At 75.7% G+C, this 12,332-nt stretch carries 11 protein-coding genes and 1 pseudogene; 1 reads left to right on the top strand and 11 read right to left on the bottom strand.

Annotation, left to right across the window (positions count from 1 at the left end):
• The first annotated feature begins 2 nt into the window (after positions 1-2).
• A complete protein-coding gene (locus SH587_RS23585; RefSeq protein ID WP_320673115.1) occupies positions 3-638 on the top strand; it encodes an alpha/beta hydrolase family protein in 636 nt (211 codons plus the stop codon).
• Between the two features lie 12 nt (positions 639-650).
• Here the strand turns inward: SH587_RS23585 and def are convergent, their stop codons facing one another.
• The 11 genes and pseudogenes from def to SH587_RS23530 form a co-directional block, all read right to left on the bottom strand.
• Positions 651-1,235 carry a peptide deformylase gene (gene def / locus SH587_RS23580; RefSeq protein ID WP_320673114.1) on the bottom strand — a complete coding sequence of 195 codons (585 nt, stop codon included), beginning with the start codon at positions 1,233-1,235 and terminating at the stop codon, positions 651-653.
• A gap of 50 nt (positions 1,236-1,285) precedes the next feature.
• Positions 1,286-2,443 carry a hypothetical protein gene (locus tag SH587_RS23575; RefSeq protein ID WP_320673113.1) on the bottom strand — a complete coding sequence of 386 codons (1,158 nt, stop codon included), beginning with the start codon at positions 2,441-2,443 and terminating at the stop codon, positions 1,286-1,288.
• 48 nt (positions 2,444-2,491) lie between these two features.
• Entirely contained in the window at positions 2,492-3,619 is a 1,128-nt protein-coding gene (locus tag SH587_RS23570) for an aspartate-semialdehyde dehydrogenase (protein WP_320673112.1), read from the bottom strand.
• Between the two features lie 154 nt (positions 3,620-3,773).
• The gene (locus SH587_RS23565) at positions 3,774-4,976 is read right to left on the bottom strand and encodes a calcium-binding protein (RefSeq protein ID WP_320673111.1); all 1,203 of its coding nucleotides are present in this window, start codon (positions 4,974-4,976) and stop codon (positions 3,774-3,776) included.
• 214 nt (positions 4,977-5,190) lie between these two features.
• Positions 5,191-6,480: an aspartate kinase gene (locus SH587_RS23560; RefSeq protein WP_320673110.1), complete on the bottom strand. Its 1,290-nt coding sequence runs from the start codon at positions 6,478-6,480 to the stop codon at positions 5,191-5,193.
• A gap of 14 nt (positions 6,481-6,494) precedes the next feature.
• Positions 6,495-7,772, bottom strand: coding sequence for a hypothetical protein (locus SH587_RS23555; protein ID WP_320673109.1), 1,278 nt, complete (start codon positions 7,770-7,772; stop codon positions 6,495-6,497).
• Positions 7,772-9,088 (bottom strand): serine hydrolase domain-containing protein, encoded by a 1,317-nt coding sequence (locus SH587_RS23550; protein WP_320673108.1) that lies wholly within the window; start codon positions 9,086-9,088, stop codon positions 7,772-7,774. The genes SH587_RS23555 and SH587_RS23550 overlap by 1 nt, the downstream gene beginning before the upstream one ends.
• Positions 9,089-9,146: 58 nt before the next feature.
• Entirely contained in the window at positions 9,147-10,688 is a 1,542-nt protein-coding gene (locus tag SH587_RS23545; protein ID WP_320673107.1) for a glycoside hydrolase family 5 protein, read from the bottom strand.
• 118 nt (positions 10,689-10,806) lie between these two features.
• Complete coding sequence (gene recR / locus SH587_RS23540) at positions 10,807-11,424, bottom strand: recombination mediator RecR (protein ID WP_320673106.1); 618 nt, start codon at positions 11,422-11,424, stop codon at positions 10,807-10,809.
• A gap of 79 nt (positions 11,425-11,503) precedes the next feature.
• The gene (locus SH587_RS23535; protein WP_320673105.1) at positions 11,504-11,839 is read right to left on the bottom strand and encodes a YbaB/EbfC family nucleoid-associated protein; all 336 of its coding nucleotides are present in this window, start codon (positions 11,837-11,839) and stop codon (positions 11,504-11,506) included.
• Positions 11,839-12,332: pseudogene (locus SH587_RS23530) on the bottom strand (hypothetical protein); the annotation flags it as partial. The gene SH587_RS23535 and the pseudogene SH587_RS23530, both read right to left, overlap by 1 nt.

Raw genomic sequence — 12,332 nt, 5'->3', positions numbered from 1 at the left:
GCGTGTCCGTCCCGCGCGAGATCGAGATCGAGACCCCGCACGGCCCCGCCCGCGCCCACCTGCGGCCGGTCGCGGAGCCGCGGGCGCTGCTAGTGCTGGGCCACGGCGCCGGCGGCGGGGTCGGGGCCGCCGACCTGGTGCGGGTGGCCGACGCGGCCGGCGAGCGGCAGCTGGCGGTGGCGCTGGTCGAGCAGCCCTACCGGGTCGCCGGCCGTCGCGCCCCCGCTCCCGCCCACCAGCTCGACGCGGCCTGGACGGCGGTCGTCGCGCGACTGCGCGACGAGCTGCCCGCCGGTCTGCCGCTGATCGCCGGCGGCCGCTCGTCCGGGGCACGGGTCGCCTGCCGGACCGCGGCCGCGACCGACGCGGCCGGGGTCCTCTGCCTGGCCTTCCCGCTGGTGCCGCCGCGGCGGGCCGAGCGGCCGCCGGCGGCCAGCCGGCTGCCGGAGCTCGAGGCGGTGGCGGTCCCGGTGCTGGTCGTCCAGGGCCGCAACGACCGCTTCGGGATCCCGCCCGCCGCGCCGGGGCGGACGATCGTCGAGGTCGAGGGCGACCACGCGCTGCGGCGCGAGCACGCGACGATCGCCGCGGCCTTCGTCGCCTGGCTGGCGACGGTGGTGCCGGCCACCGCCGGCTGAGCCACGCCCCGCTCAGGCCGGGAGGTCGTCGCCGTCCTCGGGCGGGGCCATCGGCTCGCCCTCGCGCAGCGCCCGCAGCGCGGCCTTCCGCTGCTGCTTGTCGGCGCGGTCGATCATCAGGACGCCGTCGAGGTGGTCGATCTCGTGCTGGAGCCGGCGGGCGAGCGGGCCGCGGGCCTCGATCGTCAGCGTCCGCCCGCTGAGGTCGAGCCCACGGACGCGGACGGCCACCGGCCGCTCGACGTCGACCCAGACCCCGGCCAGCGACAGGCAGCCCTCGCCGGCGACGTCGGTCTCGTCGGAGGCCCACTCGACCTCGGGGTTGATCAGCGTCGCCGCCGCCCCCTCGGAGTGCTCGCCCTCGCGGTAGACGAAGTAGCGGCGCATGATCCCGACCTGGGTCGCGGCGAGCCCGGCGCCGAGCGCGGCGTCCATGATCTCGACCATCCGCCGCGCCTCGCCGACCAGCTCGTCGTCGATCTCGTCGACCGGCCGGGCCGCGGTCCGGAGGGCCGGATCGCCCCACTGACGAACCTGCTGGAGCGCCTGGCGGCGGCGCTCGAGGACCTCGGGCGTGATCTCGGAGGGACGAGCCATCGGCGGACCGTAGCCGATGGCCGGGGCGCCGCGCGCGGCCGCCGAATGGCTCAGCGGTGACCGAACGGCAGGTCGCGGCGGACCAGCATCTGGGCGACCGTCGCCGCGCTGCCGCGCGGACCGGGCCGCAGCCGCACGGTCACCGCGTCGCCGTCGGCGCTGCTGCCCTCGACCGTCACCAGCTGGGCCAGCGGCTGGGCGCTGATCGTGCTGCGACCGTCGCGCCACAGCCGCTCCAGCGCCGGCCGCGCCTCGGTCGCGGTCGGCGCGTCGGCGAAGTGGTAGACGGCGACGATCGCCGGCCGCCGCCCGTCGACCGTCCAGCCGAGGCCGACCGCGTCGAACCGCTGCGGCAGCAGCCGGGCGACCAGCTCCCGCAGCTGCGCCGGCGTCGCCCGCGCGCCGACGCCGGCGGGACCGAAGTTCCCGCGCAGCAGCTGGGCGGCGAGGACGTGCTCGGCGTCGAGCCGCGCCGCCAGCGAGGCCAGGGCCTGGTCGTCGGCCAGCGTCCCCGCCGGGTCGCCGGCGCGCCAGGCGGCGACGGTCGCCGTCCGCGGGCCGGCGGCCAGCAGCGGCCCGCGGCGAGCCATCCGCAGCGGCTGGCCGAGCGGCCGGGCGGCGGTCGTGGCCCGGGGGTCGATCCGCAGGTCGGCGCCACGGCCGGCGCTGACCACGCCGTCGGGCAGCCGCTCGAGGCCGTCGGCGAAGCGGCCGGAGTCGCGGGCGACGAGGAACCGGTACGGCGGCGCGGCGACCTCGCCGTAGGCGCCGATCGTCCGCAGCGACCAGCCCAGCTCGCGCTCGACCTGGTCGGCCTGGGCGATCCCGCGCGCGTCGAGCATCGTCGGCAGCGGCACGAACAGCGGCGCCGCCTTCGGCCCGCCGGTCAGCGGCCCGAGCCAGGCGGTCATCGCGGCGCCGGTCGGCCGCGACGGCCGCCGCAGGCCCCCGGCGCGAGTGGCGGCGTCGAGGTCGGCCGTCGCCACCTCGACCCGGTCGCCGGGCAGCGGCGGCAGCTCGCGGAGGGCCGCGGCGACCGACCAGCCGCGGGCCAGGCCGCCCGCGTCGGCGCGGGTGGTCGTGGCCTCGGTCGTGGTGGTCCGGGGGGTCGCCGTCGTGGCGGTGGTCGTCGGGCCGTCGTCGCCCCCGCCGCCGCAGCCGGCGACGGCGAGTCCGCAGACGACGAGCAGGGCCGACACGCGCAGCATCGACCGAACGCTATCCGCCGGCGCCGGACGCAGCGCCGACGGTCGTCCCTACCCCAGGGCGGGGACCGCGTCGGGCGCGGTCGCCCGCACCAGGCCGCGCTCGTGCAGCACCTTGGCCAGCTGGATCGTGTTCGTCGCCGCGCCCTTGCGGAGGTTGTCGCCGACCACGAACAGGTCGAGCGCGCGCTCGTTGCCGGGGTCGCGGCGGATCCGGCCGACCAGCACGTCGGGGCGGCCGTCGGCGTCGGTGGCCAGCGGGTAGACGCCGTTGGCCGGGTCGTCGCGGACCTCGACGCCGGGCGCGGCCCGCAGCAGCTCGCGGGCCCGCTCGGGGCTCAGCGGCTCGCGGGTCTCGACGTTCGCGGCCTCGCTGTGGCCGTTGATCACCGGCACCCGGACGCAGGTGGCGGAGACGCGGATCGTCGGGTCGCCGAGGATCTTGCGCGTCTCGTTGATCAGCTTGTGCTCCTCGTCGGTGTGGTCGTCGACGAAGCTGCCGGCGTGCGGCAGGGCGTTGAAGGCGATCTGGTGGGCGTACGAGCGCGGGGCCGGGACCGCGGCCCCGTCGAGCACCGCGCGGGCCTCCTCCAGCAGCTCGTCGACGGCGGCCTTGCCGGTGCCCGAGACGGCCTGGTAGGTGGAGACGACCAGCCGCTCGATCCCCGCCTCCTGCTGGAGCGGCCGCAGCGCGACCATCAGCTGCATCGTCGAGCAGTTGGGGTTGGCGACGATCCCGCGGTGCTCGTCGAGCGCCTCGGGGTTGACCTCGCTGACCACCAGCGGGACGCCGTCGTGCATCCGCCAGGCCGAGCTGTTGTCGACCACCACCGCGCCGGCCTTGGCGAACTTCGGCGCCCACTCGCGGCTGGTCGCCCCGCCGGCCGAGAAGACGGCCAGGTCGAAGCCCTGGATCGTCTCGTCGTTCAGCGGCTGGACGGTCATCCCGCGCAGCGTGGTGCCGGCCGAGCGGGCCGAGGCAAAGGGCACGATCTCGCGGATCGGCAGCCCCTCGCCGGCCGGCCCGAAGCCCTCGCGCGCCGTCCGCACCGCCGCCAGCGAGCCGCGCGCGTCGCCGTCGCCGGCGTCGCGCGGCACGCCCAGCTCGTCGAGCAGGACGCCCCCGACCTGGCCGGTGGCCCCGACGACGGCGATCCGGTACCCGTTGCTGGCGCTCATGCCCCCAAGGGTACGGGGCACGGACGGCCGGCCGCTCTGCCGATCCGGCATGGCCGCTGCCCGTTCCGGTTCGAACCCCGGGCGCCCCGCCCGCCGCTCGTGACGTTCCGGTCGTCAGGCGTCCGGAACGTCGCAGCCGGCGGGCGGCGACGCGCTACCGCCGGCTCTTCGACCAGGAGTTGACGATCCGCTCGCAGTTGCGCATCTTCGGCCGCCTGGTGCCGTAGATCACGACGTCCTTGCCGCTGCCGCAGTCGATCGTCATCGAGCCGTGGCCGAAGGCCTCGATCCGGTCGTTGCCGGCGTTGCCGTAGATCACGTTGCGCCCGTTGCCGAGGACCCGGATCGTGTCGTCGCCGAGCCCGCCGGAGATCGTGTTGCTGCCGTGGCCGCCCTGGATGTAGTCGGACCCGGAGTCGCCCCAGATCCGCTTGAAGCCCTTCTGGCCGCCCATGATCGTGTCGGCGCCGGGGCCGCCGTGCAGCTCGTCGCGCTGCTTCGCCGCCCGCTTGCCGCCCGAGCTGTGGCTGGCGTCGCCGTAGATCTTGTCGCGGCCCTTGCGGCCGAAGATCTTGTTGCTGCCGTGGCCGCCGTAGAGCCGGTCGTCGAGGTTGGTCCCGCGGAGGGTCCGGTTCGACCAGACGCGGGCGTAGCGCTTGACGCCGCGACCCGCGACCTGCGGCGTCGGCTGCCGCAGCACGATCTCGCAGTTGACGATCATCCCGGTCTGCTGGCGCTTGACGTCGCCGTCGCCGTGGTGCGGGTCGTCGTAGGGATGGAGCACGACCGTGTCGCGGCCGGGACCGCAGTCGACGCGGGTGACGCGGTTCTCGCCGTTGGCGTAGATCAGGTCGTCGCCCTCGCCGCCGATCATCGTGTCCTGGCCCTCGTCGTTGGTGAGGGTGTCGTTGCCGGGACCGCCGTCGACGTAGTCGGGCCCGCCGCCGCCGACGATCACGTCGTCGCCGGCGTCGCCGTAGATCTTGTCCGGGCCGCCGCCGCCGAGCAGCTGGTCGTTGCCGAGGCCGCCCCACAGCAGGTCGTGGCCGTCCTGGCCGAGCACGACGTCGTTGCCGCCGTCGCCCTTCAGCTTGTCGTCGCCGGTGCCGCCGTCGATCCGGTCGTCGCCGTCGCCGCCGGTGATCTTGTCGTGGCCGCCCTCGCCGAAGAGCTTGTCGGGACCGGCGCCGCCGATCAGCCGGTCGCCGCCGCCCTCGGCCCGGATCGTCGAGCCGCCTGGTGCCGCGCGGATCGTCTCGGCCGAGGGGTTGCCGCGGATCGACTTGCCGATCGCGGTGGTCGCGGAGACCAGCAGCAGGCAGACGGCCAGCAGGACGGCAGGGGTGGTGCGGTTCACGGAACGCTCGTTTCGGGCGATGCTCGACGGGACGACCCCGAAGCGGCGCGCCCGGGACCCACTGACCAGGTCGGCGGGATGATCCCCGATCGAACGCTTGTCGCCTACATCTGGACGAGTTTCCGAGTCGCGCCGAAGCGCCAGCTGGATCGTCCGGCCGTCAACGGCCGCGCGGGGGGCTGGCCACCGCGCGGACGGCGTCCACGCGGACGGCTCAGCGGAACTCGCCGAACGGCTGCTCGGGGCGGATCGTGTCGTCCCCGGTCAGCCCGAAGGCGGAGTGCAGCGCGCGAACCGCCTCGGGAACCTTGTCGCCCCGGACCACGCAGCTGATCTTGATCGGCGAGGTGGCGATCATCTCGATGTTGATCCCCTGCTCGCCGAGCACGGTGAAGACCTTCGCGGCCACGCCCGGGTGGGTCTTCATCCCGGCGCCGATGATCGAGACCTTGCCCATCTCGCCGTCGGTCCGGAGGCCGGCGATCCCGAGCTCGGCGACCAGCGGCGCCAGCGCCTCCTCGGCGGCGCGGACGTCGTCGCGGGGGACGGTGAACGACATGTCCGCCCGCGCCCCGTCCTCGAGCGGCTCGTTCTGGATGATCATGTCGACGTTGACGCCGGCGTCGGCCAGCGCGGTCGCGATCCGGCCCGCGGCGCCGGGGTGGTCCGGGACGCCGACCAGGGTCACCCGCGCCTCGACGGTCGAGTGCGTGACGGCGGTGATCAGCGGGTTCTCCACGCTCTTCTCCTGGTGCTCCTGGGCTTCGCTCTCCGACACGACCCACGTCCCGTCGCCCGCGTCGAAGCTCGAGCGACAGTGGATCCGGACGCCGTGGTTGCGGGCGTACTCGACGCTGCGCAGCTGCAGCACGCCGGCGCCGGAGGCCGACATCTCCAGCATCTCCTCGAACGAGACGACGTCGAGCTTGCGGGCGTGCGGCTCGATCCGCGGGTCGGAGGTGAAGACCCCCGGCACGTCGGTGTAGATCTCGCAGACGTCGGCGCCGACCGCCGCGGCCAGCGCGACCGCGGTCGTGTCCGACCCGCCGCGGCCGAGCGTCGTGACGTCCTTCGCCGTCGACACGCCCTGGAAGCCGGCGACCAGCACGATCCGGTCCTGGTCGAGCGCCTCGACGATCCGGTCGGCGCGGACGTCGAGGATCCGGGCCTTGGTGTGCGACGTGTCGGTGACGATCCCCGCCTGCGAGCCGGTCAGCGAGATCGCCTGGTGGCCGAGGTCGTTGATCGCCATCGCCGCCAGCGCGCAGCTGACGCGCTCGCCGGTCGACAGCAGCATGTCCATCTCGCGCGGGGCGGGACGGTCGGAGATCTCGAAGGCGTCGGCGATCAGCCGGTCGGTCTCCTTGCCGCGGGCCGAGAGCACGACGACGACCCGTTGGCCCGCCTCGCGCTTCTTCACGATCCGGCGGGCGGCGTTCTTGATCCGCTCGGCGTCGGCGACCGACGTGCCACCGAACTTCATGACGACGGTGTCGCTGCTCATGCGCCCGGCGCACTCTACGGATTGCGGGCCGGCGGCAGCGCCCCGACCTCGCGCGCGTGCTCGACGCCGCGCCGCAGCAGCGCGTCGAGGTCGCCCAGGTGGTGCGGCCGCCAGCGCAGGATCCAGACCGCCAGCAGCCCGTCGTGGACCGCGCAGCGCAGCGGATCGCCGTCGTGGGCGAGCGCGACGCCGCCGGGATCGGTCGCCGCCGCGTCGCCGGCCGGCAGCAGCAGCGCGGTGCGGCCGCTGTTGACCTCGGCGATCGGCGCCTCGGCGTGCAGCGCCAGCCGCGCGGTCGCGCCGGGCGCCCCGGGCAGCGGGCCGCGGAGGACGGCGAACGCGGTCCCCGGCACCGGGTTGGTGGGGAACGCCGCGTGGTAGGCGCGCGGATCCTCCAGGGTCAGGTCGCGCTCGGCGGCGAGCGCGTGCAGCTGCTCCAGGAACGGCGAGGGCGGCCAGGGACGAGCGACCGAGGGCTCGCGCGACGGCCAGTCGACGGCCGGCAGCGGCTCGGCGAACGGCTGCGGCGCGTGCAGCGACGCCGCCGCCGCGGCCAGCGCCGCGGCCGCGTCGACGGCCAGGTCGAGCAGCGCGTCCAGCTCGCGCTCGTCGCGGGCGTATCCGTCGCGGCGCACGATCACGGTCCCGAACCGCAGCCGCAGGTCGATCAGCGCGCGGTCGCCGTGGCCGCGCAGCAGCCGGCCGAGCGGCCCGGCCGCCAGCTGCTCCAGCCGGTCGAGCTGGTCGGGCGCGGCGGTCAGCGTGAAGCCGCGCAGGCCGTGGTCGTCGAGCCGCCGTTCGCCGGCCCCCCGCGGCAGGTGCTTGGCCCCGTTGTCGATCCGCAGGTCGGGCAGCAGCGCCGCCTCGGGCGCCAGCGCGGCCGCACCGGTGCAGGGCACCGCCGCGTAGCGGTTGTCGGCCGCGGTCCGCGACCACCAGCGCCGCGGCGCGCTCCACAGCCGGCTCAGCGGGTCGCGGATCCGGACCCCGTGGAATCCGCCCGGCCCGAGCCCGTTGTCGTCGTCGAGCGGCCACGGGAAGCGCCAGTGCCAGAGGCAGGCGTCGCGGCCCCGGCGGACCCCGCGCAGGACGTTGTGCTGGAGTTCGGGCTCGGCCGGCAGGGCGGCGAAGTAGCCGCTCGCGTTCTGGCTGCCGAGCGCGGCCAGCCCGCGGGCGGCGGCGTAGGCGGCCAGGTCGACGTCGGGGTGGCCGCGGCGGGCGTCGGCGACGGCGTCGCGGGTCAGCGCCGCGCTGCCGACGATCCGCTCGGCGTAGGTCGGTCGCTCCCCCATCAGGCCCGGTGCAGCAGCGGCCGCTCGACCTTCGGCGCCTCGAGCCCGATCCGCCGCGTCAGCGCCCACAGGTCGGGCAGGTGCGGGGCCAGCGCCGGCTTGCCGCTGGTGATCAGGCCGACGGCCAGCTCGCGCCTCGGGTCGGCCCAGCCGAGCACGTTGGTGAAGCCGAGGTGGCCGAAGGCGCTGTCGGTGTCCGGGCCGTAGAGGCCGATCGCCTTGGCCCCCAGCATGTAGCCCGAGGCGTGCCGCAGCGGCGCCCCGAGCGAGAGGTCGACCTCGCCGTGGGAGCGCTCGACGATCGCCCGCCGGATCGTCCGCGGGTCGAGGATCCGGACCCCGTCGAGGGTGCCGCCGGCCCGCAGCAGGTCGAAGAACCGCGACAGCTCGCCGGCGGTCGCGACGACGTTGCCAGCCGGCACGATCGCGCGCAGGAAGCGGGGGTCGTTGCTGATCTCCGTGACCTGGTCGAGCGGCAGCCCGAGCGCCCGGTCGAGGATGGTCGAGAGCGGCGGCAGCGGCGGCGGGCCGGTCGGGTAGCTGAGGCCGACGCGCGGCAGGTCGGCCTCGTCGACGCCGTAGCTGGTCCAGCGGAAGCCGAGCGGGTCGAGGATCTCCTCCCGCAGGACCTCGCGGATGTCCTTGCCGGTGACGCGGTGGACGATCTCGGCCAGCACGAAGCCGCCGGAGACGGCGTGGTACGCCAGCCGCCGCCCGGGCCGGGTCCGGACCAGCGCGTCGGCCATCTCGCGCAGCAGGAACTCGCGGTCGCCGATCCGGTCGAGGTCGAGCGCCTGCTTGCGGATGGTCGGGATCCCCGCCCGGTGCGAGAGCACGTGGTCGATCGTGATCCGGTGCTTGCCGCGGCCAGCGAACTCGGGCACGTACTCGGCCACCCGGTCGCCGATGTGGAGCGCGCCGCGTTCGTCGAGCAGGTGGACGACGGTCGCGGTGATCGCCTTCGAGGCGCTGAAGATGCAGAACGGCGTCTCGGGCGTGGCCAGCTCGCGCTGCTCGGGCGGGACCCGTTCGTGGGGGCCGCCGCCGCGGGCCCAGCCGATCGAGCGGTCGAGCACGACCTGGCCCTCGCGCCGCACGCAGAGCCCGATCGCCGGGTGGACGCCGTGGCGGTAGAGCCGCTCGACCGCGGCCCATATCCGCTCGACCCCGTCGACGGTCATGCCGACGGCGGTCGGGTCCTGCTCGGCCGGCGAGCGGACGACGAGCGGCGTCAGGTCGCGCGGGACCGCGATCCGCCGCAGCGGGTCGGGGCCGATCGGCGAGCGCGGCAGGCGGACGGCGGGCAGCAGCGACACGGCCGGCAGCCTACGCGCGGGGTGCGCACCCCCGCGCCGCGGCCGGCCGGGTCGTCGCTCAGGGCTGCAGCCGGACCACGTGGTCGCCGGCCGGCAGCCGCAGCCGCAGCTGGCGGCCGCCGCCCCAGCCGCTGCCGCCGAGCCGCGCGGCGCCGCGCCAGACCGTGACCGTCGCGCCGTCGGGGGCCTGGTCGTCGACGGTCAGCCGCCCCGCGACGCCGGTCGCCGGCTCGTTGGCCGCGAAGGCGGCGCCGTCCCACAGGTCGAGGTCGCCGGCGCCGCGGGTGCGGACGGTCAGGACGCCGTTGGCCCAGCGCTGCTCCAGCAGCTCCGGCCCGTGGGCGAGCACCCGCGGGCGACCGTAGTCGCGGGCGATCTGCGAGTCGTCGCGGAGGCTGCCATCGGCCTTCAGCACGCCCCAGCCGTAGTCGGAGGCGGCGGTCTGCTTCCAGACCCAGACGATCCCGCCGATCCCGAGCCGGTCCAGGTGGCCGAGCTGCTCCTGGCGGTAGGTCTCCCAGTTGCCGCCGGAGACGCCGGGCAGCTCGGTCGGCACCAGCGCGGCGCCGTAGCGGCGGGCCTCGGCCGCGGCGTTGTCGAAGCTGACGCGGATCTTGGCGGCGGTGCCGGAGCCGATCCCGCCGTAGACGTCGGTGTAGACGTGCGGCCCGTAGACCAGCTGGTCGTCGTCGCTGAAGCGGGCGGCGACGCGATCGTCGTCGGTCCAGGTGCGGGTGGTGTGCGGCTCGAACCAGATCGGGCCGGCGTAGCCGTCTCCGCGGAGGGCGCCGATCAGCCGCCGGTAGAGCGGCCAGACCCGCTCGGCGCTGAACGTGTCGGGCGCGTAGGCGTCGGTGCTCCAGGGATCGACCGGCTCGTTCCACAGCTCGATCCCGGCGAACGCCGGCCCCAGCTGGCGGCCGGTGGCGGCGACCGCGCGGACGGCGTCGGCGTAGTGGTCCTGGAGCGGCTGGCCGGCGACCTCGCGGTTCTCGAAGAACGACTTCGCGGCCTGGCGCGCGGCGGCGGTGCCGTAGTAAGGATGGTTGCCGCTGCCGGCGGCGGTCGAGGCCCCGTCGGTGAGCGCGGCCCAGGCGGGCGCGCCGTCGCTCTCGTCGCCCGAGCGGCCGAGGCCCGCGGCGTAGCGGTCCTGGTGCATGTCGAGCAGGACGTAGATCCCCTGGGCGGTGAAGACGCGGGCGGTGTCGCGGATCTCGTCCAGGTAGGCCTGGTCGAGCTGGCCGGGCTGGGGCGCGACCTTCGACCACGAGACGGCCAGGCGGACGACGTTGAACCCGAGCGCGCGGGCCTGGGGACCGTCGGCGGCGGTCACCGGGACGGTGTCGCGGGCGCCGCCGTGGTCGACGAGCGTGTTGACATTGGTCCCGCGCAGCAGCACCCGGCGGCCGTCGGCGGTCCGCAGCGCCCGGTCGCCGCTCGGCTGCTCCGCGACCTGCAGCCGATCGGCCTCGGTCAGGGGTCGGACGGCCTGCGGGGGCGTGACCGGGGGCGGCGTGGTCGGGGGCGGCGGCGAGATCAGGCCGAAGAGGCTGAGCAGGAACAGGATCAGGGCCCAGAGCGCGTCCATCCTGCTCGCCATCGGCCCAGGTTCCGGGCAACGCCGACGCACCCGGACGATCTGGACGAACGATCGAGTTCATACCTTCGACCCCCGGACGAACGTCGGTAGGGCTTGCGGGGAGGGCCGGGACGTGCGGTCAGATCGCCCGGCGGCCGGCGAGAGCGCGGCCGAGGGTGACCTCGTCGGCGTGCTCCAGGTCGGCGCCGACCGGCAGCCCCGAGGCGAGCCGGCTGACCACGACGTCCGGGGTCCGCTGGCGCAGCTCGGCGGAGATGTGGAGCGCGGTCGCCTCGCCCGAGGTGGTCGGGTTGGTGGCCACGACGACCTCGGCGACGGCGGCGCCGGTCTCGGGATCGCCGGCGGCGACCCGCCGGTACAGCTCCTCCAGGTGCAGGTCGCGGGGACCGACCCCGTCGACCGGCGAGAGCGCGCCGCCGAGCACGTGGTAGCGGCCGCGGTACTCGTGGGTGCGCTCGATCGGCAGCACGTCGGCCGGACCCTCGACGACGCAGAGGACGGTCGGGTCGCGGCGCGCGTCCAGGCAGACCTCGCACAGCTCGCCCTCGGCGAGGTTGAAGCAGATCCGGCACTCGCCGATCAGCTCCTTGACCTCGATCAGGGCGTGGGCCAGCGCCCGCGCCTCGTCCTCGGGACGGGAGAGGACGTGGTACGTCAGGCGCTGCGCGGTGCGCGGGCCGACGCCCGGCAGCCGCGCGAAGGCGGCGGCGAGCCGCTCGATCGGGGCGGGTTGCACGAGGGCAGGGTGGCAGCTCGACCGGCGGCGCGGCCGAGCGACGGGCGGCCGGGCGGGCGCCGGCCGCCGTCGGGGTGGTTCAGAGGCCCAGGCCGCCGAGGCCCAGGCTGCCCAGGTCCATGCCGCCGGTCAGGCCGCCGAGCCGCTTCTCGGCCAGCTCCTGCGACTGCCGGATCGCCTCGTTGACCGCGGCGGTGATGGTGTCCTGCAGCAGCTCGGCGTCGTCGGGATCGATCGCCTCGGGATCGATCGTGACGCCGCGGATTTCGAGCCCGCCGGTGATCTTGACGGTGACCATGCCCCCGCCGGCGGTGACCTCGAGCTCCTCGTCCTTCAGCTTCTCCTGCGCTGCAGCCATGTCGGCCTGCATCTTCTGGACCTGCTTCATCATCTGCTGCATGTTGGGCTGACGCATCAGCTGCCCTCTCCCTTGGGACCGGCGACGGACCCGCCGGCGGACTCGGTGATCTCTTCGGCCTCGAAGTCGCGGACGACCCGCCGCACCAGCTCCTCCTCCGGCAGCGGCTGCTCCTCGGCCAGCTCCACGTCGGCGCGCTCCTCGGCGCTGACCTGGACCCGCAGACCGTGCAGCTCCTGGACCGCCTCGGCGATCAGCTGGCGCGCGTCGTCGCGGTTGAGCAGGCGGGCGGCCGAGCCCTTGCCGCTCGGCACCCCGAGGACCAGGACCCCGTCGCCGATCTTGACCGTCTGGGCGACCGAGAGCGCGGCGCGGACCGCGCCCGGCAGCCGCTCGGCGATCGTCGGCAGCAGCTCGTCGACGTCGGCGGCGCTGGGGCCGGCGAGGACGGCGGTGGCGGTGGTCGTCGTCGGGGCGGGTGCGCCGCCCGACCGACGCGCTGGCCGAGGCCCGCGAGCGGTTCCCGGGCGCGCTGCTGCCGCGCGACTTC

It is taken from the genome of Patulibacter defluvii, from assembly GCF_034096925.1.
Classification (GTDB): Bacteria; Actinomycetota; Thermoleophilia; order Solirubrobacterales; family Solirubrobacteraceae; genus Patulibacter; species Patulibacter defluvii.
Note: the sequence above shows the minus strand (reverse complement) of the source record. Positions and strands in the feature narration are given on the sequence as shown.

Bases quoted from the DNA above. Each gene is read 5' to 3' on its own strand.
- SH587_RS23560 (WP_320673110.1), bottom strand. From the start codon at position 6,480: ATGAGCAGCGACACCGTCGTCATGAAGTTCGGTGGCACGTCGGTCGCC.
- SH587_RS23575 (WP_320673113.1), bottom strand. From the start codon at position 2,443: ATGCTGCGCGTGTCGGCCCTGCTCGTCGTCTGCGGACTCGCCGTCGCC.
- SH587_RS23545 (WP_320673107.1), bottom strand. From the start codon at position 10,688: ATGGCGAGCAGGATGGACGCGCTCTGGGCCCTGATCCTGTTCCTGCTC.
- SH587_RS23535 (WP_320673105.1), bottom strand. From the start codon at position 11,839: ATGCGTCAGCCCAACATGCAGCAGATGATGAAGCAGGTCCAGAAGATG.
- SH587_RS23555 (WP_320673109.1), bottom strand. From the start codon at position 7,772: ATGGGGGAGCGACCGACCTACGCCGAGCGGATCGTCGGCAGCGCGGCG.
- SH587_RS23570 (WP_320673112.1), bottom strand. From the start codon at position 3,619: ATGAGCGCCAGCAACGGGTACCGGATCGCCGTCGTCGGGGCCACCGGC.
- def (WP_320673114.1), bottom strand. From the start codon at position 1,235: ATGGCTCGTCCCTCCGAGATCACGCCCGAGGTCCTCGAGCGCCGCCGC.